The organism is Lapillicoccus sp., assembly GCF_039935575.1.
GTDB lineage: Bacteria > Actinomycetota > Actinomycetes > Actinomycetales > Dermatophilaceae > Lapillicoccus.
This window is the reverse complement of the sequence record NZ_JBDTKA010000058.1, coordinates 1-24199: the sequence shown is the minus strand read 5'-3', so window position 1 is coordinate 24199 and position 24199 is coordinate 1. Positions and strand designations below refer to the sequence as shown.

The 24199-nt window shown below is 68.8% G+C and carries 22 protein-coding genes, 3 tRNA genes and 1 pseudogene; 4 read left to right on the top strand and 22 right to left on the bottom strand.

All coding sequences use genetic code 11. The features are described from left to right. The 11 genes and pseudogenes from ABI385_RS07045 to ABI385_RS06995 form a co-directional block, all read right to left on the bottom strand. Positions 1 to 1334, bottom strand: a pseudogene (locus tag ABI385_RS07045) (DNA-directed RNA polymerase subunit beta'); the annotation flags it as partial. A 132-nt stretch (positions 1335 to 1466) separates the two neighbouring features. Further along, positions 1467 to 4952: a DNA-directed RNA polymerase subunit beta gene (gene rpoB / locus ABI385_RS07040; protein WP_348103035.1), complete on the bottom strand. Its 3486-nt coding sequence runs from the start codon at positions 4950 to 4952 to the stop codon at positions 1467 to 1469. A gap of 371 nt (positions 4953 to 5323) precedes the next feature. After that, positions 5324 to 6271, bottom strand: a complete 948-nt coding sequence (gene pip / locus ABI385_RS07035) for a prolyl aminopeptidase (RefSeq protein ID WP_348103034.1) — start codon at positions 6269 to 6271, stop codon at positions 5324 to 5326. Positions 6272 to 6421: 150 nt separating this feature from the next. Further along, the gene (gene rplL, locus ABI385_RS07030; RefSeq protein ID WP_348103033.1) at positions 6422 to 6808 is read right to left on the bottom strand and encodes a 50S ribosomal protein L7/L12; all 387 of its coding nucleotides are present in this window, start codon (positions 6806 to 6808) and stop codon (positions 6422 to 6424) included. A gap of 81 nt (positions 6809 to 6889) precedes the next feature. After that, positions 6890 to 7495 carry a 50S ribosomal protein L10 gene (gene rplJ, locus ABI385_RS07025; RefSeq protein WP_348103032.1) on the bottom strand — a complete coding sequence of 202 codons (606 nt, stop codon included), beginning with the start codon at positions 7493 to 7495 and terminating at the stop codon, positions 6890 to 6892. Positions 7496 to 7777: 282 nt separating this feature from the next. Further along, the gene (locus tag ABI385_RS07020) at positions 7778 to 8575 is read right to left on the bottom strand and encodes a hypothetical protein (protein WP_348103031.1); all 798 of its coding nucleotides are present in this window, start codon (positions 8573 to 8575) and stop codon (positions 7778 to 7780) included. A 158-nt stretch (positions 8576 to 8733) separates the two neighbouring features. Then, positions 8734 to 9468: a 50S ribosomal protein L1 gene (gene rplA / locus ABI385_RS07015; RefSeq protein WP_348103030.1), complete on the bottom strand. Its 735-nt coding sequence runs from the start codon at positions 9466 to 9468 to the stop codon at positions 8734 to 8736. A gap of 123 nt (positions 9469 to 9591) precedes the next feature. Next, entirely contained in the window at positions 9592 to 10029 is a 438-nt protein-coding gene (gene rplK / locus ABI385_RS07010) for a 50S ribosomal protein L11 (protein ID WP_348103029.1), read from the bottom strand. 116 nt (positions 10030 to 10145) lie between these two features. Further along, a complete protein-coding gene (gene nusG, locus ABI385_RS07005) occupies positions 10146 to 11030 on the bottom strand; it encodes a transcription termination/antitermination protein NusG (RefSeq protein ID WP_348103028.1) in 885 nt (294 codons plus the stop codon). After that, the gene (gene secE / locus ABI385_RS07000; protein WP_348103027.1) at positions 11027 to 11296 is read right to left on the bottom strand and encodes a preprotein translocase subunit SecE; all 270 of its coding nucleotides are present in this window, start codon (positions 11294 to 11296) and stop codon (positions 11027 to 11029) included. The genes nusG and secE overlap by 4 nt, the downstream gene beginning before the upstream one ends. Positions 11297 to 11413: 117 nt before the next feature. Further along, positions 11414 to 11486, bottom strand: a tRNA-Trp gene (locus ABI385_RS06995). Between the two features lie 165 nt (positions 11487 to 11651). Here ABI385_RS06995 and ABI385_RS06990 point away from each other — a divergent pair. Continuing rightward, positions 11652 to 12959, top strand: a complete 1308-nt coding sequence (locus ABI385_RS06990) for an aminotransferase class I/II-fold pyridoxal phosphate-dependent enzyme (protein WP_348103026.1) — start codon at positions 11652 to 11654, stop codon at positions 12957 to 12959. 110 nt (positions 12960 to 13069) lie between these two features. Then, positions 13070 to 13717 carry a DUF5709 domain-containing protein gene (locus ABI385_RS06985; RefSeq protein ID WP_348103025.1) on the top strand — a complete coding sequence of 216 codons (648 nt, stop codon included), beginning with the start codon at positions 13070 to 13072 and terminating at the stop codon, positions 13715 to 13717. Here the strand turns inward: ABI385_RS06985 and ABI385_RS06980 are convergent. Further along, positions 13714 to 14616: an LLM class flavin-dependent oxidoreductase gene (locus tag ABI385_RS06980; protein ID WP_348103024.1), complete on the bottom strand. Its 903-nt coding sequence runs from the start codon at positions 14614 to 14616 to the stop codon at positions 13714 to 13716. The genes ABI385_RS06985 and ABI385_RS06980 overlap by 4 nt on opposite strands. A 67-nt stretch (positions 14617 to 14683) precedes the next feature. Between ABI385_RS06980 and ABI385_RS06975 the strand changes: the two genes are divergently transcribed. Then, the gene (locus ABI385_RS06975) at positions 14684 to 15829 is read left to right on the top strand and encodes an adenosine deaminase (protein WP_348103023.1); all 1146 of its coding nucleotides are present in this window, start codon (positions 14684 to 14686) and stop codon (positions 15827 to 15829) included. Between the two features lie 171 nt (positions 15830 to 16000). Then, positions 16001 to 16648 carry a hypothetical protein gene (locus ABI385_RS06970; RefSeq protein WP_348103022.1) on the top strand — a complete coding sequence of 216 codons (648 nt, stop codon included), beginning with the start codon at positions 16001 to 16003 and terminating at the stop codon, positions 16646 to 16648. 22 nt (positions 16649 to 16670) lie between these two features. Here the strand turns inward: ABI385_RS06970 and ABI385_RS06965 are convergent, their stop codons facing one another. From ABI385_RS06965 to ABI385_RS06920, 10 genes are all read right to left on the bottom strand, one after another. Then, positions 16671 to 17762, bottom strand: coding sequence for a UDP-N-acetylmuramate dehydrogenase (locus ABI385_RS06965; RefSeq protein WP_348103021.1), 1092 nt, complete (start codon positions 17760 to 17762; stop codon positions 16671 to 16673). 6 nt (positions 17763 to 17768) lie between these two features. Continuing rightward, positions 17769 to 18197: a MaoC family dehydratase gene (locus ABI385_RS06960; RefSeq protein WP_348103020.1), complete on the bottom strand. Its 429-nt coding sequence runs from the start codon at positions 18195 to 18197 to the stop codon at positions 17769 to 17771. Continuing rightward, on the bottom strand, positions 18197 to 18640 hold the full coding sequence (locus tag ABI385_RS06955) for a MaoC family dehydratase N-terminal domain-containing protein (RefSeq protein ID WP_348103019.1): 444 nt from the start codon (positions 18638 to 18640) through the stop codon (positions 18197 to 18199). The genes ABI385_RS06960 and ABI385_RS06955 overlap by 1 nt, the downstream gene beginning before the upstream one ends. 33 nt (positions 18641 to 18673) lie before the next feature. Further along, entirely contained in the window at positions 18674 to 20026 is a 1353-nt protein-coding gene (locus ABI385_RS06950; protein WP_348103018.1) for an MFS transporter, read from the bottom strand. 97 nt (positions 20027 to 20123) lie between these two features. Continuing rightward, positions 20124 to 20294 carry a 50S ribosomal protein L33 gene (gene rpmG, locus ABI385_RS06945; RefSeq protein WP_348103017.1) on the bottom strand — a complete coding sequence of 57 codons (171 nt, stop codon included), beginning with the start codon at positions 20292 to 20294 and terminating at the stop codon, positions 20124 to 20126. 123 nt (positions 20295 to 20417) lie between these two features. Beyond that, a tRNA-Met gene (locus ABI385_RS06940) sits at positions 20418 to 20491 on the bottom strand. A gap of 46 nt (positions 20492 to 20537) precedes the next feature. Beyond that, a tRNA-Thr gene (locus ABI385_RS06935) sits at positions 20538 to 20610 on the bottom strand. A 116-nt stretch (positions 20611 to 20726) separates the two neighbouring features. After that, positions 20727 to 22043, bottom strand: coding sequence for an AGE family epimerase/isomerase (locus ABI385_RS06930; protein WP_348103016.1), 1317 nt, complete (start codon positions 22041 to 22043; stop codon positions 20727 to 20729). 77 nt (positions 22044 to 22120) lie between these two features. Next, on the bottom strand, positions 22121 to 22693 hold the full coding sequence (locus ABI385_RS06925) for an LUD domain-containing protein (RefSeq protein WP_348103015.1): 573 nt from the start codon (positions 22691 to 22693) through the stop codon (positions 22121 to 22123). After that, on the bottom strand, positions 22641 to 24199 hold a 1559-nt coding region (locus ABI385_RS06920; protein ID WP_348103014.1), incomplete at its 5' end, for an LUD domain-containing protein. The genes ABI385_RS06920 and ABI385_RS06925, both read right to left, overlap by 53 nt.

Below are 24199 nucleotides of genomic sequence, written 5' to 3'. Positions count from 1 at the left end.
TTGGGCAGACCGCACTGGTGCAGCTTGAGCTGCGGGCCGACGACGATGACCGAACGGCCGGAGTAGTCGACGCGCTTGCCGAGCAGGTTCTGGCGGAACCGGCCCTGCTTGCCCTTGAGCATGTCGGACAGCGACTTCAGCGGCCGGTTGCCCGGGCCGGTGACCGGACGACCGCGGCGGCCGTTGTCGAACAGCGAGTCGACGGCCTCCTGGAGCATCCGCTTCTCGTTGTTGACGATGATCTCCGGCGCGCCGAGGTCCAACAGCCGCTTGAGGCGGTTGTTGCGGTTGATGACGCGGCGGTAGAGGTCGTTGAGGTCGGACGTCGCGAACCGGCCACCGTCGAGCTGCACCATCGGGCGCAGGTCCGGCGGGATGACGGGGACACAGTCGAGGACCATGCCGGTGGGGCTGTTGGTCGTCGTGGTGAAGGCCGAGACCACCTTGAGGCGCTTCAGCGCCCGGGTCTTCTTCTGGCCCCGACCGGTCGCGATGATCTCGCGCAGGATCTCGATCTCACCCTGGAGGTCGAAGGTCTGCAGCCGTCGCTGGATCGCTGCGGCGCCCATCCCGCCCTCGAAGTAGAGACCGAACCGGTCGCGCATCTCGCGGTAGAGCACCTCGTCGCCCTCGAGGTCTTGGACCTTGAGGTTCTTGAAGCGGTCCCAGACCTGCTCCAGACGCTCGATCTGCTGGTCGGCGCGCTTGCGGATGTTGTTCATCTCGCGCTCGGCCGACTCGCGGACCTTGCGCTTGGCGTCCGCCTTGGCACCTTCGGCCTCGAGCTCGCCGAGGTCGCGCTCGAGCACCTTGGCCCGGCCCTCGACGTCGGCGTCACGACGGTTCTCCAGCTCCTTCTTCTCCACCTGGATCTGCGCCTCGAGCGAGGGCAGGTCCTGGTGGCGCTGGTCCACGTCGACCGACGTGATCATGTAGGCCGCGAAGTAGATGACCTTCTCGAGGTCCTTCGGAGCCAGGTCCAGGAGGTAGCCGAGCCGGCTCGGGACACCCTTGAAGTACCAGATGTGGGTGACGGGAGCGGCGAGCTCGATGTGGCCCATCCGCTCACGACGGACCTTGGCCCGGGTCACCTCGACGCCGCAGCGCTCACAGATGATGCCCTTGAACCGGACCCGCTTGTACTTACCGCAGTTGCACTCCCAGTCGCGGGTGGGACCGAAGATGCGCTCGCAGAACAGGCCCTCCTTCTCCGGCTTGAGGGTGCGGTAGTTGATGGTCTCCGGCTTCTTCACCTCACCGTGACTCCACTGACGGATGTCGTCAGCGGTGGCGAGGCCGATACGCAGCTCGTCAAAGAAGTTAACGTCCAGCACTTCGTGCTTCCTTACTTTCGTATGCCATGAAAGTTCCGTTCGTGGGTGAAGCGCAGTCAAGCGCGGACGGGCCGCGCCCGACTGTTCCACCGGTGTGAAAGATGCTCACTCGCTTGAGCTCGCTTGGATCTTTCATACCTCTTCGACCGAGCTGGGCTCCCGCCGGGACAGGTCGATGCCGAGCTCCTCCGCCGCGCGGAAGACGTCCTCGTCCGCTTCCTTCATCTCGATGGTCTGACCATCGGAGGACAGGACCTCGACGTTGAGACACAGCGACTGCATCTCCTTCAGGAGGACCTTGAAGGACTCGGGGATGCCGGAGTCGGGGATGTTCTCGCCCTTGACGATCGCCTCGTAGACCTTCACGCGGCCGGGGACATCGTCGGACTTGATGGTCAGCAGCTCCTGCAGCGTGTAGGCCGCGCCGTATGCCTCGAGCGCCCAGACCTCCATCTCCCCGAAACGCTGGCCACCGAACTGGGCCTTACCGCCGAGCGGCTGCTGGGTGATCATCGAGTAGGGACCCGTCGAGCGAGCGTGGATCTTGTCGTCGACGAGGTGGTGGAGCTTGAGGATGTACATGTAGCCGACCGACACCTGCTCGGGGAACGGCTCGCCGGAGCGGCCGTCGAAGAGCAGCGCCTTGCCCGAGTGGTCGATCAGGCGCACGTCGTCACGGGTCTTCAGGGTGGAGTCGAGCAACCCGGTGATGACGTCTTCACCCGCACCGTCGAAGACGGGGCTGGCGACCCGGCTCCCGGCGGGCGCCTCCCAGGCGTCCTTCGGGATAGGCAGTGCCCAGTCGGGCGACCCCTCGATCTTCCAACCGCGCGAAGCGGCCCAACCGAGGTGCAGCTCGAGGATCTGGCCGACGTTCATCCGGCCGGGAACGCCAAGGGGGTTGAGTACGACGTCGACGGGGGTCCCGTCCTCGAGGAACGGCATGTCCTCGATCGGCAGGATCTTGGAGATGACGCCCTTGTTGCCGTGCCGGCCTGCCAGCTTGTCGCCGTCGGTGATCTTGCGCTTGTTGGCGACATAGACCCGGACGAGCTGGTTGACACCCGGGGGCAGGTCGTCGCCCTCGTCCTTGTCGAACACCTTGACGCCGATGACCGTGCCGGTCTCGCCGTGGGGCACCTTGAGTGACGTGTCGCGGACCTCGCGGGCCTTCTCACCGAAGATGGCGCGCAGCAGGCGCTCCTCCGGCGTCAGCTCGGTCTCGCCCTTGGGCGTGACCTTGCCGACGAGCAGGTCTCCGTCGCGGACCTCCGCGCCGATCCGGATGATCCCGCGCTCGTCGAGGTCCGCAAGGACCTCTTCGGAGACGTTGGGGATGTCCCGGGTGATCTCCTCGGGGCCGAGCTTGGTGTCGCGGGCGTCGACCTCGTGCTCCTCGATGTGGATCGAGGAGAGGACGTCGTCCTGCACCAGACGCTGGCTGAGGATGATCGCGTCCTCGTAGTTGTGGCCCTCCCACGGCATGAACGCCACGAGCAGGTTGCGACCGAGCGCCATCTCGCCACCCTCGGTGGCGGGACCGTCGGCGATGACCGAGCCGACCTCGAGGCGGGCACCCTCGTCGACGACGACGATCTGGTTGTAGCAGTTGCCCTGGTTGGACCGGTCGAACTTGGCGATCCGGTAGGTCTGCGTCGTCCCGTCGTCGTTCGCGACGGTGACCAGGTCGGCGCTCACCTCGGTGACGACGCCGGCCTTGGCGGCCATGACGACGTCTCCGGAGTCGAGCGCGGCACGGAACTCCATGCCGGTGCCGACCAGCGGAGCCTCGGACTTGACGAGCGGCACCGCCTGACGCTGCATGTTCGAGCCCATCAGCGCCCGGTTGGCGTCGTCGTGCTCGAGGAAGGGGATGAGCGCGGTCGCTGCCGAGACCATCTGTCGTGCGGAGACGTCCATGTAGTCGACGTCGGCGCCCGGGATGTACTCGACCTCGCCGCCCTTGGTGCGAACCAGGACGCGCTCGTTGCCGAAGTGGCTGTCGGCGGTGAGCGGCTCGTTCGCCTGGGCGATGACGTGCTCGTCCTCCTCGTCGGCGGTGAGGTAGTCCACCTCGTCGCTGACCTTGCCCTTGGTCACCTTGCGGTAGGGGGTCTCGACGAAGCCGAACGCGTTGATCCGCCCGTAGGACGCGAGCGAGCCGATCAGGCCGATGTTCGGGCCTTCAGGGGTCTCGATCGGGCACATGCGGCCGTAGTGCGACGAGTGGACGTCACGGACCTCCATGCCGGCGCGGTCACGGGACAGACCACCCGGGCCGAGAGCAGACAGCCGACGCTTGTGGGTCAGGCCGGACAGCGGGTTGTTCTGGTCCATGAACTGGCTCAGCTGCGAGGTCCCGAAGAACTCCCGGATGCTGGCCACCACGGGCCGGATATTGATCAGGGTCTGCGGCGTGATCGCCTCGACGTCCTGGGTCGTCATCCGCTCGCGGACGACCCGCTCCATCCGGGACAGGCCCGTGCGGACCTGGTTCTGGATGAGCTCGCCGACGCTGCGCAGGCGACGGTTGCCGAAGTGGTCGATGTCGTCGACCTCGACGCGCATGTCGGCGTCGTGGCCGTCGCGACGGCCCTTCATGGTCGTCTCGCCGGCGTGCAGCGTGACGATGAACTTGATCGTGGCGACAATGTCGTCGAGGGACAGCGTGGACGCCGCCAGCGGGGCCTCGGTGCCGAGCTTCTTGTTCAGCTTGTAGCGACCGACCTTGGCGAGGTCGTAGCGCTTGGAGTTGAAGTAGAGGTTGTCGAGCAGCGTCTGCGCCGCCTCACGCGTCGGGGGCTCGCCCGGGCGCAGCTTGCGGTAGATGTCGAGCAGGGCGTCATCCTGACCCTGGGTGTGGTCCTTCTCCAAGGTGAGTCGCATCGACTCGTAGTCGCCAAACTCCTCGAGGATCTGCGCCTCGGTCCAGCCGAGCGCCTTGAGCAGCACGGTGACCGACTGCTTGCGCTTGCGGTCGACGCGTACGCCGACCATGTCGCGCTTGTCGATCTCGAACTCCAGCCAGGCACCGCGGCTCGGGATCACCTTGGCGGTGTAGATGTCCTTGTCGGACGTCTTGTCGGCGGTGCGCTCGAAGTAGACGCCCGGACTGCGCACGAGCTGAGAGACGACGACACGCTCGGTGCCGTTGATGATGAAGGTGCCGCGCTCGGTCATCAGCGGGAAGTCACCCATAAACACGGTCTGGCTCTTGATCTCACCGGTGTTGGTGTTCATGAACTCCGCGGTGACGAACAGCGGGGCGTCGTAGGTCTGGTCACGCTCCTTGCACGACTCGATCGTCTTGCGTGTCTCTTCGAACCGGTGGTCCCGGAACGAGAGGGACATCGAGCCGGAGAAGTCCTCGATGGGGGACATCTCCTCGAAGATCTCCTCGAGTCCGGAGCGGTCGGGGACGTCGGTGCGACCGGAGGCCTTGGCCTCGGCCACACGGGCCTGCCAGCGCTCGTTTCCGAGCAGCCAGTCGAAGCTCTCCGTCTGGAGAGCCAGGAGGTCTGGAACCTCCAGCGGTTCGCGGATCTGCGCGAAGGACAGACGGCCTGAGGCCGTCCGTGCGGTGGACACATTCTGGGACGAGGTGCGCGAGGCAGCCAACGAGGGTCCTTCCACGGGCCTTACTGAACTTATGATGTCAGCGTTGTCCGCGCCCTTGGCACCCCAGAGATCGACGTCGTCGGCGTGATCACCACATCGTCATGGTGAATGTGCCAGGACCAGTGGTCCGGGCACCACGAAGCGCTCGAGTCGAGGGAGGGCGGCAGGCGGAGGCAGCGCAAAGACTCACCCTAGCCACTCAGGGCATGGAAGTCCAATCGAGTCAAACCACGTCGGTGGGCGCCGAACGGCGCGCCGGCCCAGACGGACCTGTCGAGAACGGGACGACTATGGACCCTCGTGGGGCGCACGTCAAGCACCCCGCTCCGGTATGCGTCCGCTGGTCGCCGGACGCGCCGCATCGTCGCTGGTCAGGAGCCTGCGAAGCGGTCCGTCGCCGCGAGGACCACCGAGTTCATCGCGTCCGCCCCGGCGTGACCGACGCCGGCGACGATGTGCAGCTGGGCGTCCGGCCAGCCACGGGCGACCTCCCACGCGGTGTCAGCCGGACCGGCCAGGTCGAGCCGCCCGTGCGCGAGGACGCCGGGGATGCCGGCGAGCCGGTCGAGGTGCCCCACGATCGCGTCGTCGGGATGGAAACCCGCGTTCGCGAAGTAGTGCGTCACCGTGCGGGCGAACCTGTAACGGAACGTCGGGTCGGCGTACCGGGGGTTCGGCGGTTCGTCCTGCGAGAGGGCGACGACCGCTTCCTCCCAGTCGCACCAGGCCCGGGCCGCGTCGTCCCTCACCTTCGACGGGCCAGCGGCGAGCTGCCGCGCGTATGCCTCGGCGAGGTTGCCGTCGCGCTCCTGCGGCGGCAGGGCGGCGACGAACCGTTCGTGTGCCTCGGGGAAGAAGCGACCAACCCCTCGGGTGAACCACTCGACGTCGCGCGCCCGGGTCGTGGTGACGGCGAACAGGACCATCTCGCTGACGCGCTTAGGGTGCGCGAGCGCATAGGTGAGGCCGAGCGTCGAGCCCCACGAGACGCCGAGGACAAGCCACCTCTGGATGTCGAGGTGCTCGCGCAGCCGCTCGAGGTCCGCGACGAGGTGGCTCGTCGTGTTGACACTCATGTCGGTGGCCGGGTCGGCCGCCGACGGCGTACTGCGTCCGGCCCCGCGCTGGTCGACCAGGACGACCCGGTAGCGAGCGGGGTCGAGGAACCTGGCCAACGAGGCCGTCGCACCAGACCCCGGTCCGCCGTGCAGGCATACCGCCGGCTTGCCCTGGGGGGCGCCCCGCACCTGAAAGTGCAGGAGCTGACCGTCGCCGACGTCCAGCATCCCCTCGTCGAAAGCGGCCGTCGCGTGATACATCGGCCGTCAGCCTAGCCAGAACGCATAACGGCCGAAACTCGGCGTCCCGGCCGAGATGGCCGCCGACACGCCGACTTTCGACCGGTATGCGCGTAAGGGCCTACAGCAGCGGCGCCCCTCAACGATCTGAGGGGCGCCGCAGCCTCAGAGCTACTTGAGGGTGACGGTCGCGCCGGCAGCCTCGAGCTGGTCCTTGGCCTTCTCTGCAGCGGCCTTGTCGACCTTCTCCAGAACGGCCTTGGGGGCGCCGTCGACGAGGTCCTTGGCTTCCTTGAGGCCGAGGCTCGTCAGGGCGCGCACCTCCTTGATGACCTGGATCTTCTTGTCGCCGGCGGCTTCGAGGACGACGTCGAACTCGTCCTGCTCCTCGACCTCGGGGGCGGCGGCTGCGCCACCGGCACCCGGAGCCGCAACGGCGACCGGCGCGGCGGCGGTGACGCCGAAGGTGTCTTCGAACTGCTTGACGAACTCGGAGAGCTCGATCAGGGTCATCTCCTTGAAAGCGTCAAGGAGCTCGTCGGTGTTGAGCTTCGCCATGGTGGCGTTCCTTCCTGTTCTTGCCGTGAGTGGCGTGTGTGTTGAGTCTCGAGAGGAGTGGCTGGCCGGACGGCCGCCCACTCAGCTCTGGTCGCCACCCTCGGCGACGTCCTGGGGTGCAGCCGCGTCGTCCGATGCCGGAGCATCTTCGGGCGCAGCCGCCGAACCTCCCTCGGCCTCGACCTTGGCCCGGAGCGCGTCGATGAGACGGGCACTCTGGGACAACGGCGCGGCGAAGAGGTAGACCGCCTTGCTGAGCGAGGCGTTCATGGCGCCGGCCAGCTTGGCGAGAAGAACCTCGCGGGACTCGAGGTCCGCGAGCTTGGTGATCTCCTCGGCCTTCATGGGCTTGCCGTCGAGGACGCCGCCCTTGATGACGAGGAGGGGGTTGGCCTTGGCGAAGTCCCGCAGGCCCTTGGCCGCCTCGACCGGGTCACCGGTGACGAAGGCGATAGCCGACGGGCCCTGGAGCTGACCGTCGAAGGCCGTGACTCCGGCCTCCTTGGCGGCGAGCTCGGTGAGGGTGTTCTTCACCACGGCGAACGTGGCGTGCCCACGGAGGGTGCTGCGCAGCGCGCTCAGCTGCTTCACGGTGAGACCGCGGTACTCCGTCAACACGGCTGCACCCGAGTTGCGGAAGCGGTCCGCGAGCTCGGCAACAGCCGCTGTCTTCTCGGCGTTGGCCATCTGCGCCTCCTTGATGGTGGTGGTGCTGGGACCGCACGGTCTGAAGCGTTCCGGACAAAGAAGAAGCCCCGGCGCAAGCGCACGGGGTTCGAGGCATACGCGCTGGTATGCCGTCTCGTTCGTGGCCTGCGCTGGTTGCCGCACCTGGTGCGGACCTTCGGTCAGAGACCCGCGCGAGCGGGTCCCCGGACAACCGGCGGTCTGTGGTCGTCTCCCAGTGTACGGAGCGCAGGTGCCCCGGTCAAAACGACCGGGGCACCGTGCTCGAGTCAGCTGGTCGGGTCAGCTCTTGGGGGCAGACATTGTGCCGACCTGGTCGGCCGGGGGCGCCGTCACGATGACGGGGGTACCCCAGTCGCTGTAGTCGACCGTGACCTTGGTCCCAGACGACTCGACGACTGACTTCACGGGCAGGTCCTTGCTGTCCACGGTGAGGTCCATGGTTGCGCCCGTTGTGCCAGTCGCACCCGAGCCGGCGATCCCGGTGATCCCGGTGATCTTGTAATGCGTGTTGCCCCCGTTGGTATCCACAACCGTCGCCGTCCCGCCCTTGAGTGCGTCGACCATGGTCTGCGGGTCACCGGCGGTGGAGCCACCCTCGCGCATGGCCTTGCTCATCGCGTCGGTGCCCTTCGGGTCGACCTTGACCCATTCCTTACCGCCGGTGAGCTGGGTCGGCAGGCCTTTCATGTAGATGACGCCGCCGACGGAGACGACCTGCAGGTTGATCCCCATCATCGCCATGCTCGCCGTCGTGTCGGCCTGGGTCGGCGAGGTGTAGACGAACTGTGTGGTGCCGGTCAGGTTGACCGCCGATGACGACATCGACAGGGTGCCCTTGCCGCTCTTGGCGGCGACCATGGCCGCCCCCATCCGCTTCCCGAGCTCCGCTGCGTCGCTCGTCGCGCCCGGCGTGACGGCAGCGCTGGGCGTGCTGGTCGTGCTGGTCGTGCCCGAGCCGGTCGACGCGCTGGAAACACTGGTCGAGGGCTGGGCCGTGGTCGTCGGGCTGCTGGATCCGCAGCCAGCGAGGGCCAGTGCGCCGCTGAGAGTGACGACGGCGATGACGGTGCGCTTCATGTGATGGGTCCCCTGTATCGATCTGACTGTATCGATCTGACTGTCTCGATGTGACGCGGTCTGTCGACTCGCACCCACTCCCTGCGGTGGGCCGGTCAACACTAGACGGACTGAAGGGGTACCACGCCCCGTTACGACGCGGCTGACACCCGCGGTGCTCAGGCCTGGGCGTCCACCCGCTGATCGGTGTCCTCGACGAGCAGGTTGCGGGTGCGGCGGTAGTCCAGGGGGATGCCCGGGCCCATCGTCGTCGCCATCGTGGCCTTCTCGATGTAGTGACCCTTGGAGGAGCTGGGCTTGAGACGCAGCACCTCTTCGAGGGCCGCCGCGTAGTTCTCGACGAGCGACTTCTCGTCGAACGAGACCTTGCCGATGATGAAGTGGAGGTTCGCATGCTTGTCGACGCGGAACTCGATCTTGCCACCCTTGATATCGGTGACCGCCTTGGCCACGTCCATCGTCACGGTGCCGGTCTTGGGGTTCGGCATCAGGCCACGGGGACCGAGGACCTTGCCGAGTCGGCCGACCTTGCCCATCATGTCGGGCGTTGCGACGACGGCGTCGAAGTCGAGCCACCCGCCGGACACCTTCTCGAGCATGTCGTCGGAACCGACGTAGTCGGCGCCGGCGTCACGAGCGGCCTGGGCCTTCTCGGCGTTGGCGAAGACGAGGACCTTGGCGGTCTTGCCGGTGCCGTGCGGGAGGTTGACCGTGCCACGGACCATCTGGTCGGCCTTGCGGGGGTCGACGCCGAGGCGCATAGCGACCTCGACCGTCGCGTCGTACTTGGTGAGGCTGGTGCCCTTCGCCAGGCGGACGGCCTCGAGGGGGCTGTACACCTTGGCGGCGTCGATCTTCTCGGACGCGGCGTTGTAGGCCTTGCTGCGCTTCATGACTCGCTCCTTGGTTCCCGCAGCGGTGCTGCGGTGGTGCTGGTGTGGAGATGTGGTGCGGACCAGCGCTGGTCCTGCCACGAGGCATACCGGGCGGTATGCCTGTCACTAGTGAGGAGGACCTCAGTAGCCCGGGGTGTTGATGCCCATCGACCGGGCGGTGCCGGCGATGATCTTGGCGGCGGCCTCGATGTCGCCCGCGTTGAGGTCCTCCATCTTCTGTTCGGCGATGCTGCGGACCTGGTCTGCCGTGAGGGTCGCGACCTTGGTCTTGTGCGGCTCGCCCGACCCCTTGGGTACGCCGGCAGCCTTCTTGATCAGCTCGGCGGCCGGCGGGGTCTTGGTGACGAAGGTGAACGAACGGTCCTCGTAGACGGTGATCTCGACGGGGATGACGTTGCCACGCTGGGACTCCGTCGCGGCGTTGTAGGCCTTGACGAACTCCATGATGTTGACGCCGTGCTGGCCGAGGGCCGGTCCGACGGGGGGCGCGGGGGTGGCCGCACCGGCGTTGATCTGCAGCTTGATGAAGCCGGAGATCCGCTTCTTCTTGGGAGGCATGGGGATTCGCTTTCTGGTGGTGGTAGGCCTACGCCGTGGGCGATGACCCGGTTGCACAACCCGGGACGTTGTGGACCCGGGGGTTGGCGGTTCATGGGGGGAGTCCCCCCAGGGTTTCAGATCTTGGAGACCTGGCTGAAGGACAGCTCCACAGGGGTCTCCCGGCCGAAGATGGAGACGAGCACCTTGAGCTTCTGGGTGTCGGGGTTGATCTCGGAGATACTGGCGGGGAGGGTCTCGAACGGGCCTTCCATGACGGTGACGGACTCGCCGATCTCGAAGTCCACGACCTGGATCTCCTTGGCCTTGGCGCCACCTCTGCCGCCCGAGGCGGCCGACTCCGGAGTCTCGAGGTCGGGAGCGAGCATGGTGAAGACCTCGTCGAGGCTGAGCGGCACGGGCTGGTGGGCGTTGCCCACGAACCCGGTCACGCCCGGCGTGTGGCGCACGGCGCCCCAGCTCTCGTCGGTGAGCTCCATCCGGACCAGGACGTAGCCAGGCATCCGGACGCGGTCGACGATCTTCTTCTGGCCGTTCTTGATCTCGGTGACCTTCTCCATCGGGACCTCGATCTCGAAGATGAAGTCCTCCATGTTGAGGGACACGATGCGGGTCTCGAGGTTGGTCTTGACCCGCTTCTCGTAGCCGGCGTAGGAGTGCACGACGTACCAGTCGCCGTCCTTAGCGCGCAGACCACGCTTGTATTCCTCGACGGGGTCGACGGGAGCGGCGGGCTCGGCGTCGGCAGACTCGGCGTCCGCCACCGCGGCCGCGTCGACCTCCCGGTCGTAGTCCGCGATCGCCTGGGCTGCGTCGACGTCGACGGTGTGCACCGTCTCGGCCGCATCCAAGCTGCCGAAGTCCGTGTAGGGCTCAGTGGTCTCAGTGGGCTCGCCGGCCTCGTGAGTGGTCGTGGTGGTGCTGGTGTCGTTCTCGGACACGCTGCTGCCTGCTTCCTTCATGCGTTCTGTCGTGCGGTCGATGAGGTGGTCGCGCGTCAACCCGCGAGGATGAGCAGGACCAGCCGGTGGAACACGAGGTCCAGGGCCGCGACGATCCCCATGATCACCATGACGAACACGATGACGACGCCGGTGTAGTTGACCAGCTCGCGTCCAGTCGGCCGCACCACCTTGCGCAGCTCGTCGAGGATCTGGCTGACGAACAGCGCGAGCGAGCGCCATGCCCGGCTGACCACGTTGCCCTCCTGAGGCCGCTTGCGCGTCGCTCGACCGGAGTCGCGGGACCCCGCGCTCGTCTCGGTCACTACTCTCCCACTTCCTGCTGTCCTGATCGTCTGCGCTTGTCCGTGCTTGCCGGTGCTGCTCTGCGCTTGTCCGTGCTGCTCTGTACTCCTCTGTGCTCCTGCATCCGGTGTGCAGCGCAGGGCAGGAGGGACTCGAACCCCCAACCGCCGGTTTTGGAGACCGGAGCTCTACCAATTGAGCCACTGCCCTACGCGGTCCATTCCCTTGGCTGTGCGACGGGACGAACCGCAGACGGTCTGGCGGGCATGCCGGGGCATGGCAGCCACGACCACCGAGGAAACAGCATACGGGACCGCGCCGTGCCGAAGCGAACCGCGATGTAGTCGAGGTGAGGTGGAGTGGAAGGATGCTGGGGTGACCGGCCAGCCGACCGCCCCTGCCCGCTCCGTCCCGCTCGCCTCGCTCTCCGCCGACCAGCTCGAGGCGTTCCTGCACGGACGGCGCGAGGAGTATGCCGTCCTCAAGGCCCGCGGGCTGTCGCTCGACCTCACCCGAGGCAAGCCGTCGAGCGCCCAGCTCGACCTCTCGGACGCGTTGCTCTCGCTGCCCTCGACCACCAAGGACCGGGCCGGGGCGGACGTGCGCAACTACGGCGGGCTGGACGGTCTGGTCGAGCTGAGGGAGATCTTCGCGCAGCTGCTGTGGGTCGAGACCGAGCAGGTGGTCTGCGGGGGCAACTCCAGTCTGACGATGATGTGGGACGTCATGGCCTACCTCATGCTCTTCGGCGCCCCAGAGTCCCCACGGCCATGGGCCCAGGAGGAGACGGTCAGGTTCGTCTGCCCCGTGCCCGGCTACGACCGGCACTTCTCGATGCTCGCGGAGCTGGGGGTCGAGATGGTGAACGTCCCGATGAACGCGGACGGGCCCGACGTCGCGGCGGTGACCGAGCTGGTCCGCGGCGACCCGAGCGTCAAGGGGATCTGGGTCGTCCCGACCTACGCGAACCCCTCTGGCGCCGTCGTGTCACAGGAGGTCGCGGCCGCCCTGGTGTCGATGCCGACCGCGGCGCCGGACTTCCGGATCTTCTGGGACAACGCGTACGCCTTCCACCACCTGACCGAGGATGAGGCCAAGAGCGCCGACGCGCTGACCCTGGCCGCCGCCTCGGGCCAGGCGAACCGCCCGATCATGTTCGCCTCGACCTCGAAGATTACCTTCGCCGGCTCTGGGGTGGCGGTCATGGCGGCGTCGCTGGAGAACAAGGCGTGGTACCTCCGACACCTCTCGATGGCCTCGATCGGACCGGACAAGGTCAACCACCTGCGCCACGTGGAGTTCTTCGGTTCGCCCGACGGGGTCCGTGACCACATGCGCCGGCACCGCGAGATCCTCGCCCCCAAGTTCGCCGCCGTGGACACCGCGCTGACCGCGGCGCTCTCCGGGCTCGGCGTGGCCGAGTGGAACCGGCCGATGGGCGGGTACTTCGTCAACCTCGACGTTCTCGACGGCACTGCCTCTCGGGTGGTGGCGCTCGCCAAGGAGGCCGGGATCGCACTGACGCCCGCCGGGTCGTCGTTTCCCTATCGCCGGGACCCTCGCGACCGCAACATCCGGCTAGCCCCGACGTTCCCCGTGCTGGCCGAGGTCGAGACGGCGATGGCCGGGGTGGGCACCTGTGTGGCATTGGCCGCCGCGGAGAAGCTCGCCATCGGAGTTTGACCGGCGCAAGCGTTGCCTCGAGTGGTCAAGATCGGTCGTCATGAGGCCGTCAGACCAACCGAAGTCGACCACTCACCGAAGGCGGCTGGACCGTCTGGCAGAGTGACGGGATGAGCGACGAGAGCTACAGCGGCGAGGAGCTGAACACCGACACGGGCAGCTACTCGCTCGACGACGACGACCAGCTCCAGCCCGAGGACACCCTGATCGGTACGGGTGACGAGAACGGCGTGAAAGACGTCCTGGACGAGGGGTACTCGCCGCCGGACCGGGCTCGCGGCTCGCTGGCCTGGGGGACGACGGCCTGGGAGCAGTCGCAGGACGAGACGATCGAGCAGCGCATCAGGCAGGAGGTCCCGGACCCGGACTCGGCCTACGGCGCCCCGGACAACGAATCCGGCCTCGACGACCTCGACGAGGAGAAGGTCGGCGGCGACGACCCCGACGCCATCCGGGCGGAGGACGACTTCGTCGGCGACTCGGGCCGGCGCTCCGGGAGGCTGGTTGCACCGGACGAGGGTTCCGGCGAGGACGACGAGAAGGACGAGGTCGCCGAGGACGTGGGCATCGACGGCGCGGGAGCCTCTGCCGAGGAGGCGGCCATGCACATCGAGTCGGACGCCACCGCGTTCGCGCCCTTGGGCGCCGATGACGAGGCTGACGAGAACGAGGAGCTCACGGAGGCAGTGGCGGACGCGATCCGCGACGAGGACGAGATGAACGAGCTCGACTCGCTCGCCTCAGCCGACGAACGCTAGGTCGCCGCTTGCGAGGGTGGACCACTCGGTCGACCGCCGAGCTGACCGCCGAACTGACGCGGCCCGAGCTCGACGCGGCGGCGCAGTTCGGCTACCCCCTGCGGTCCCTCCGGGAGGTCCCACCAGCTCTCCACCCACCAGGTGGCACCGGCCGCGGCCCAGGGTTCGGGTGAGCCGTGGACGTCGCCGAAGTCGCCGTGGCTGTCTCCCTCGACGACCACGTCATAGCCCTCCCACGGCAGGCCGGCCTCGGAACGCAGCGTCCTGAGCCGCTCGACGATCTCGCCGAGCGCGTCAAGGGTCAGGCCCGAGCTGCCCTCCGCGTCACCCACGAGCGCCGGGAAGACACCCTGCCACCGCGCCGCCCGCTCGAGCGACAGCTGCCGCTCCCGACCGGGGACCAACGCGCCCACCACCCAGACGGGCGGATGCGGCCGCTGGACCGGAGCAGTCGGCGCCAGCTCGGTGACCGGACGAACCGACCAGAACTCGCCCTGGTACTCGTAGGGCTGGCCCGCGAGCAGACCGGCGTACACCTCCAAGCCCTCGTCGACCTGTCGGGCCCGCGTCGCACGGCCGAGGTCGGGTTCGAAAGAGCGCCAGTTGGCGTTGACGGCACCCAGCCCGACGCCGAGAACGACCCGACCGCCCGACAACCGGTCCACCGTCGCGACGGACTGGGCGAGGTCCCACGGTCGGTAGCGCGCAACGGGTGTGATGAGGGTGCCGAGCCGGATGCGGGAGGTCCGCACGGCAGCGGCCGCCAGCAGGGCCCAGGCGTCGTGCCGGTAGACGGCTTCCCAGGACAGCACCGCGTCCCAGCCGCGCGCCTCGGCCAGCTCGGCGAGCTCCACGAACTCGAGGTCGGACGTGAACGGGACGACGAAGGCCTGCCTCATCCCCACGACGTTAGGCCGAACCGCCGACAGAGCAACACCAGCTCAACCAGCTCAACCAGCTCAGGCCATGAGCAGCCAGGCCCGTCAGGTCTGCCACAGTGGCGCCATGGCGGCGCTGAGGGACGGGCTGAGCGGCGGGCAGAGCGACGGGCTGAGCGGCGGGCAGAGCGACGGGCAGAGCGACGGGCAGCGTGACGTGGCCGCACTTCCCAAGACCCACCTGCACCTGCACTTCACGGGTTCGATGCGGATCGACACTCTCGCCGACCTCGCCCGCGGTCACGGGCTGCGGTTGCCCGACGCCCTGACGCAGGACTGGCCGCCGCACCTCCACGCGACCGACGAGCGCGGCTGGTTCCGCTTCCAGCGCCTCTACGACGTCGCCCGCGCCTGCGTTCGCGGCGAGGTGGACATGCGGCGGATCGTGCGCGAGGCCGCCGAGGACGACGCGGCGGAAGGGTCCCGGTGGCTGGAGATCCAGGTCGAGCCCTCGTCCTACGCCCCCTACGTCGGCGGGATCACCCCCGCCCTGGAGATCGTGCTCGACGAGGCCGCTCGCGCCTCTGCCGACACCGGAACAGGGGTAGGAGTCGTCGTTGCGGCCAGTCGGATCCGGCACCCATTCGACGCTCGTACGCTCGCCCGCCTCGCGGTGCGGTATGCCGGTTCGGGACCGGGCACGGTCGTCGGGTTCGGGCTATCCAACGACGAGCGGCGCGGCGCGCTCGTCGATTTCGTCCCCGCGTTCGAGATCGCGCGGCGCGGCGGGCTCGCGCTGGTCCCCCACGGCGGCGAGCTGCTCGGGCCGATGTCGGTCGTCGACACCCTGGCCATGTTCGCCCCCGACCGGATCGGGCACGGGGTCCGCGCGAGCGAGGACGCCTGGGCACTCGACCGCGTCGCCGAGTCGGGGGTCACCCTCGAGGTGTGTCCCGGCAGCAACGTCTCGCTCGGGGTCTATCCCCAACCCGAGGACGTCCCGCTGCGCACGATCGTCGCCGCCGGCATACCCGTCGCGCTGGGCGCCGACGACCCGTTGTTGTTCGGCACGCGGCTAGCCGACCAGTACACCATGGCCCGCGAGGACCTCGGCTTCTCGGACGGCGAGCTGGCCGAGCTGGCCCGGCAGAGCGTGACGGGCAGCAGAGCGCCGACCGAGGTGCGCACCGACGCGCTCCGCGACATCGACGCCTGGCTGTCTGCAGCCCCCTGACTGCCCAACCCTCCCGACCGGACTCACGTTTGTGCCGGTTATCCGGCCCTCGACGCCCCTGGAACCCGTGACGAGACGAGTTCGGACGGGCAAGAGGTGAGTCCGGTCGGGTGGAACGCAGCGAGCGCGCGGATTTGGTCTGCGTGGATGCGTCGGGGCACCCTGTTCGCCATGAGACCCGCTCTGGCGTTGGTTCCGGCCGCCGTCCTGCTGCTGGCCGGGTGCGCGAACGGTCCCGCCGACAGCGACCCCGACGGCACCACAGGGCCGACCAGCACGGTCGCTGCCTCGACTACGACGCCGGCCCCCACGACCACCCCCAGCGGAACCACGGCCTCCAGCCCGTCAACCGCGGCCGCGACTGCGCTTCCGACAGCGTTCACCGACGTCAACCAGACCATCATCGACCCCGAGCTGGGCCAGTCGACAGCGGTGAGACGGATCGCCCGGCAGCTGCCCTGGCCAGCCGGTTACAACGCCTCGGCGCAGGCGTACGAGCTGGTCGCCGTCGAGATGACCTGGACCCCGTCGAAGACCTACACGATCCCGGTCTCCAAACAGGACTTCACGATCAACACCGGAGGCACGCTCGCAAACGCCCCCGACAACCTCGTCGACGGGGCGCTGACGACGGGTGGCTGGGCACTGCTGCCCGACAGCGCGAGCACCGGCGACGCCGTCACCGGGTGGATGGTCTTCAAGGTCGACCCCAGGGCCGCGCCGAAGCTCGTCCTGGACTACAAGCGACCGGCGTCGAAGGTGAGCGGCAGCTCCCAGACCTTCGCCGAACGCACGTTCTCCATCACCCTGGAGGGCTGACCTACGCCGGCTGCGCTGACCTTCAGAGCGTCAGTCCGACCAACACCGGCTCGTTGACGAGCCGCACGCCGAAGGCGTCCTGCACCCCGTCGCGGATCTCACGGGCGAGCGCGACGACCTCGGCGGCCGTGGCGGATCCGCGGTTGGTCACCGCGAGCGTGTGCTTGCCCGACAGCGCAGTCGGCCCGGGCAGCCCGTGCCCCTTGCCGAACCCGGCCCGCTCGATCAACCACGCGGCGCTGGTCTTGCGGCCGCCGCCCTCCGGCCAGACCGGCAGGCCGGCGTCCGCCGACCCCAACCGCTCACGGACCCGGTGCCGCAACGCGTGCATCTCGGTCTCGGAGAGCACCGGGTTGGTGAAGAACGACCCGCAGCTCCACGTGTCGGGGTCGTCGGCGTCGAGGACCATCCCCCGTCGCCGGCGCTGGTCCAGGACTGCCTCCCGCGCCTGTGACAGGGGCACGCGGCTGCCCTGGGGGACGTCGAGCGCGCGGGCGAGGTCGGCGTAGGCGAGTGGCTCGGACAGGTCCGCTACGCGCAGCTGGAAGAGCACGTCGAGCACGACGTAACGCCCGCTGTGGACGCCCTTGCCGTCGCCGCTCTTGAACCGCGAGTCCCGGTAGGAGAACCCGCAGTCCGCGCCGAAGAACGTCCGGACCTGCGACTGCCCGCGGTCCCACACGCGAACCTGCGCGACCGTGTCCGCGACCTGCTGCCCGTAGGCGCCGACGTTCTGGATCGGGGTTGCACCGGTCGACCCGGGGATGCCGGAGAGCGCCTCGATGCCGGCCCACCCTTCGTCCACCGCCTGCGCCACGACGTCGTCCCACACCTCACCCGCGGCGACGCGTACGTTGGCGCCCCCGCAGCGGTCGTCGGACTCGGTTCGCATGCCGCTGGTCTCGACTCGGACGACGGTGCCGGCGAAGCCCTCGTCGGCGACGACGAGGTTGGACCCTCCGCCGAGGACGAGCAGCGGCTCGTCCGCCTCGTCGACCTCACGAACGGCGTCGACCAGCTCGTCGGTCGTGCTCACGCGTACCAGCCGTTGGGCAGGCCCCCCGACGCGCATGGTCGTCAGTCCGGAGAGCAGCGCCCCCTGTTCCTCCACCACCGGGCGTCAGTCGAGCCGGACGACGGCCAGGGCCCGTCCCAGCACCTTGTCCTCCCCGCACCGCGCCGACAGCTCGACGGTGGCCCGCCCGGTGTCGGTGTCCACGCGTGTGACGACGCCCTCGACGACAACGTCCGCCCCGCCGTCATAAGGCACGACCACAGGTTTGGTGAACCGCACGGAGTACTCGACGACGCGACCCGCGTCACCCACCCACTCGGTGACGACCGTCACGGCCGAACCCATCGTGAACATCCCGTGAGCGATGACATCGGGAAGGCCGACGGAGGTGGCGAACCGCTCGTCCCAGTGAATCCGGTTGCGGTCCAAGGAAGCCCCGGCGTACTGCACCAGGGTCGCCCGCTCGATGTGCACGGTCTTGGGGGGCAGGGTCTGCCCCACCTCGACGGTCTGGAGGGTGAGCGTGTCGGTCATCACTCCCCGCCTCGGATCACGATGGTCGACGTGGCCGTGCAGACGTCTTTTCCGTCGGCGCTGAGCTCGGTCCGCGTCTGCACCATCGTGTGGCCGCCGGCAGCCTTGACCGCGTCGACGTGCAGAACGGCAACGACCTCGTCCCCGGCCATCAGCGGACGGTGGTGGACGAACTTCTGCTCGCCGTGCACGACCCGGCTGTAGTCGATGCCCGCCTCCGGATCGGCCACGAACTGCTTGTCGCACTGCATGGCAATGAGCACGGCAAAGGTCGGCGGGGCGATGACGTCGCGGTAGCCGCGGGCCCGCGCGACGGAGGCATCGGTGTGCGCCGCATCGGCGGAGCCGACCGCCTCGGCGAACTCGCGGATCTTGGCCGAGCCGACGGCATAGGGCTCGGTGGGCGGGTAGGTCCGTCCGACGAAGGAGGCGTTGACCGGCATGACCATGACCCTATTACGACCCTCGGGCGCGGGTCAGGTGCCGGTCTGGGGGGCAATGGTGTCCTCGGTGTCGTAGTGCCAGAACGGGCGCACCAGCATCCCCGTGACGGCCACGACCGCCATGCACGCGACGCCGCCGGCGACCCACGAGAAGGTGGGCGACGTGACGGCGGCCGTCGCGCCCGCCCGGACATCACCGAGGCGAGGGCCGCCCGCCACGACCGCGATGAACACGCCCTGCATCCGCCCGCGCATCTCGTCGGGGGCATACGTCTGCAGGATGGTCTGCCGGTAGACGGCGCTGACCAGGTCGAAGGCGCCCGCGAGCGCCAGCAGGGCGACGACCAGCCAGAGCTGGCCGGCCAGGCCCGAGAGGGCGACCGAGCCGCCCCAGCCGACGATCGCGATCGTGAGTGCGCGGCCCTGCCGCTTGACCCGGCCGATCCAGCCGGATGAGAGCCCGGCGATCACCGCCCCGATGGCGATCGCGGCGTACAGCGGCCCGACGTTGCCGTCGAAACGGAGGTCGGCCACCGCGGGGAACAACGAGCGTGGCATGGCCAGCACCATGGCGACGATGTCGACGGCGAAGCTCATGACCAGGACGGGTCGGGTCGCGATGAACTTCAGGCCCTCGAGGACGGCCTGCATGTCCGGACGCTGGACCTCGCCCTGCGGTGGGATCGGCGGTAGCCGCAGCACGGCGTAGAGGGCGGCGGTGAACAACAGGGCGTCGGCGGCGTAGGCGAGGGCGTAGCCGTTCGGGAGGATGAGCAGCACTCCGGCGATGAGCGGGCCGATGACCTGGCCGACGTTGCCGACGGTGAAGTTGAGGGTGTTGGCCGCCGGGACAAGGTCGGTCTCGACCAGGCGCGGGATGATCGCCCCGCGCGCAGACGAGGAGATCGCGAAGGCGGCCGACTGGAATGCGACCAGGACGAGGATCAGCCCGACGCTGCGCACGTCGAGCAGCGTCTGCACGAGCAGGGCCAGTGTGACCAGCCAGACGCCGATCGAGGACCACAGGGTGAGCAGCCGACGGTCGACGGCATCGGCAATCGCACCGCCGTAGAGGCCGAACAGGACGATCGGCACCAGCCCGGCGAAGCCCACCAACCCCACGGCGAGCGTTGAGTGGGTCAGGGCCCACACCTGGACCGGTACGGCGACCTGGGTCAGCATCGAGCCGATGAACGAGGTCCCCTGACCGATCAGGATCCGGCGGTAGGCGGGGATGCGCAGCGGTCGTGTGTCGACGGCCTGCCGGCTGAGCAGACCGAGCAGGCCGGCCGCCTGCTCCGGGGCGTCGGCCGGGTCAGGCTCGAGCGGGTCCACCTCGATCCGGACGGGCTCGGCGCGCCTGTCCGGCGGCCGCTCGTCGCTCACTCCCGCGAGTCTGTCACCGGCATGGGCACCAACAGCGACCGCCCCCTGGCCGGTGGGCCGAGGGGGCGGGGCAATGCTGGTGCGCCGAGGTCGCGGCTCAGCGTGTCTCGCGGTGCGAGGTCTGCTTGCCGCAGTTGGGGCAGAACTTCGCCAGCTCGAGCCGGTCCGGGTTGTTCCGACGGTTCTTCTTGGTGATGTAGTTGCGGTTCTTGCAGTCCACGCACGCCATGGTGATCTTGGGACGGACGTCGGCGCTCTTGCTGGCCACGGTGGAGGTTCCTTTGCGAGGACGAGAGGTGGATGTTCCGGCAGGCGCGAGTGGGCACCGCTGCGGAGGCAACGGCCCAGGTTACGCGAGCGGAGCGGCATACCGGAAATCCGTGCGCCTGCGTAGCGGGAGCGGGGCTCGATCCCGCGACCTCACGATTATGAGTCGTGCGCTCTAACCAGCTGAGCTACCCCGCCCTGTGGGCCGGCCGGTGCGCCGCGGAACGGACAACCGGACGACCAGAGCCCCAGTAGGGAATCGAACCCTAGACCTTTTCCTTACCATGGAAACGCTCTGCCGACTGAGCTACTGGGGCGCGGGCCCAGTCATCTCGGGGTGACCCCCGAAGCGCTGACGCCCGGTCGTGCGACCGCGAGACTACACGTTCGAGCCGGTGCCCAAGAAATCGCCGGCGCAGCGGGAACGCCCCTGTCACGGCACCAGCCGGGTGGCGCCGTCGACAAACGAGGTCACCTCGCCGAGCCGCGGCAGGAGCATCGCCTGGTAGGCGTGGTAGACGTCCGGCTTGCCTTCCCAGACGTTGCTGGACGGGTGGTTCTGCTCGTCCAGCTCGTGGTGCCAGGAGCCGTGGACCTCGTCGACGAAGTAGGTCCGCGCATGCTCGACCCACCGGTCGAACCACTGGCGGTATGCGGGGTCGCCGGTCAGCAGGGCCAGCGTCCAGGCCGTGGCGATAGCCTCCGCGACGACCCAATGCAGTCGGTCGGGGACGACGGGGTTGGCGTCGAAGTCGGTCGTGTAGACGAACCCCTCCGTGGTGTTGTCCGTGGTGTTGTCGGAAATGTTGTCGGACGACTGCTGCCAGCCGTCCTCGACGGCTCGCTCGAACAGCGCCGTGGCGTCGGCCAGGAGCCAGTCGGGAGTCGGGATGCCCTCCCGTTCCAGTGCGGAGCGCACGTGCAGCGCCAGGCGGGCCCACTCCAGCAAGTGGCCGATGGTGACGCCGTAGGGGCGGAAACGGTCGCGAGGCTGGTCGCGGTTGTAGTCCGGTATGGCCTGCCACTGCTCGTCGTAATGCTCGGGGAGCCGGTAGCCGTTGCCGGCCGCGAAGCTGTGGACTACGCGGCTGGTGATAGTCAGCGCCCGCTGCAGGTGGATCTCGTCGCCGGTGACGTCGTGGGCCGCGAGGAGCGCCTCGACGGTGTGCATGTTGGCGTTGACCCCACGATAAGGATCGAGCTCGGTGAACGCCCGGTTCCACCCGTCCACGACCATCCCGTCGGCGGCCTGCCACAGGTGCCGGTCGAAGACGACGAGCGCCTCGTCGAGCAGGGGTCGGGCCGCCTCGTGTCCGGCCGCGGCGGCCGATGCGGCAGCCAGGACGACGAACGCGTGGGCGTACGTCTGCTTCGAGTCATCGACGGGCGTGGAGCCGGCCTCGGAACCGGCCTCGGAACCAAGCGTGTCGGGTGCCGACGAGACCGAGGCGAACCAGCCGGTGTACTCCCCGTCGCGCAGGCGGCCGGTGAGCGCGGCGACGCCGGAGTCGACCAGGGGAGCCAGCGAGCTGTCGCCGAGGATCTCGGCGAGGGCCAGGACGTGCAGCATGCGGCAGGAGATCCACAGCTCGACGGGCCGGTCGAGCAACGGGCGTCCCTCGTCGTCGAGCCAGGCGAAGCCGCCGTCCGGATGGACGGATCGGGTCGCGAACTCCACGAGTGAAGTGGTCTGGCCGACGAGGAAGTCGAGGTCGGCCTCGGAGAGCGACGTCGCCGCTGACGGTCCCATGGCCCAGAACCTATCGGTGTCGAGCAGGCGCCGGGACAGCTGGTCCAGGGCCTGTTCACGACCTGGCCCGATCGCGATCAGCTGACGTCGACGACAACGACGCGCAGGTTGCGTGGGCCGTGGACACCTTCGACGCGGTCGAGCTCGATGTCACTGGTGGCGCTGGGTCCGCTGATCCAGGTAAGCGGACGCAGCGGGTCGAGGGCGCGAACGCCGTCGGGTACGTCGGCGACGACCCGGTCGGAGGTCACGACGCAGACGTGCCGGTCGGGGACCAGGCTGAGCGCCCGACGGCCCTGACCGGGCCGGTGGTCGAGCACGATCGTGCCGGTCACTGCGATCCCGACCGTGGCCGTCGTGACCACTGCGTCCACCTCGTCCAGCTCGTATGCGGTCAGGTCGGTGTCCGCGACGCGTTCGACCAGGTCGTCGAGAGCGAGTAGCCAACCGTCGGGAAACCCTGCTGGCACCAGGACGCGTCGCGCGTCCCCCAGACCGTCGCGGACGGCGACAGCCACGTCGGCTGGCCCGCAGCGTACGACGACGGCGCGGTAGTCCTCGACGCGTTCGACGAACAGGCCGACGAGGTCACCGAGATCACTGGCTCCTGCGGAGGGCGTTGCGTCCGACGTTTCGGTAGCCCCAGCCACCACATCGTCGGACGCAGCCGGCACCTCTCGTGTTGCGCCGCTCAAGGCGGAGCGGACCCGAGCGAGGATGTCGTCGCGGGCCGTCACGGCGCCCCACCTGGAGGGCGCAAACCGTCGTCGCGGCCCCGTTCGTCGCCTTCCACCACGCGCGGAACGACTCGCGAGGTGGCGCGGGCAGGTCCCGGGCCCCGCTCCACGCCGACGCCCCCGGGCCGGGCAGGTGACCGATCGCCGGGCGACCGCCGGGCAGGGTGCGCCGGCTGAACGGGGTGATGACCCGGTTCGCGACGGAGCCGGCCTTGACGGCATACCGCATCCGCGTGCCGCTGGCGAAGAGCAAGGCGGTGGCCTTCATCGCCAGGTCCTGAGGTTTCGGACGGCCGTCGCGGTGGGCGTCGACCACCTTCGCGCGCAGGTGGACCAGGACCTCGGGGATGTCGATGCGCACCGGGCACACCTCGTAGCAGCGGCCGCAGAGCGACGAGGCATTCTTCAGCGAGTCAACCTGCGCGTCGTGCCCGACCCCCTTGAGGAGCGGGGTGAGGATCGCGCCGATGGGGCCGGGATAGACCGACCCGTATGCGTGCCCGCCGGTCCGCTCGTAGACCGGGCAGGCGTTGAGGCAGGCCGAGCACCGGATGCACCGCAGCGCCTGACGGCCGACCTCGTCCGCAAGCACGTTGGTCCGGCCGTTGTCGAGCAGGACGACGTGCGCCTCCTGCGGACCGTCTCCCGGGGTGACGCCGGTCCACATCGAGGTGTACGGGTTCATCCGCTCCCCCGTGCTCGACCGGGGGAGCAGCTGCAGGAAGACGTCGAGGTCGGCGAAGGTCGGGACGAGCTCCTCGATCCCGACCACGCTGACCAGCACCTCCGGGAGGGTCAGGCACATCCGGCCGTTGCCCTCGGACTCGACGACCACCAGCGTCCCGGTCTCTGCGACAGCGAAGTTGGCTCCCGAGACCGCGACCCTGGCGCGGAGGAACTTCTCACGCAGGTGCAGCCGAGCCGCCCCCGCCAGCATTGCCGGTTCGTCGGTGAGGTCGGCCGGCGCCGGGCGCCCCGCCGCAGCCATCTTGGAGCGGAAGATCTCGCGGATCTCGGCGCGGTTGCGGTGGATCGCGGGGACCAGGATGTGCGACGGCAGGTCGTCTCCGAGCTGCACTATGAGCTCGGCCAGGTCGGTCTCCCACGCCGAGATCCCTTGTGCTGCAAGGGCTTCGTTGAGCTCGACCTCCTGCGTCGTCATCGACTTGACCTTGACGACCTCTTCCGCACCGGTGTCCCGCGCATGACGAACCTTGTCGAACCCCATCGAGATCGACGTGTCGGCGTTCTTGACCGCGAACGTCCCACCGAACCCGCAGCACTCCTCGGCCGCGTCGAGCTCCACCAACCGGATCCCGCGCACGTGCTGGAGCAGTCGCATCGGACGGTCGCCGACGCCAAGCATCCGCAGCGAGTGGCAGGTCGGGTGATAGGTCACCCGGTGCGGGAAGTAGGCCC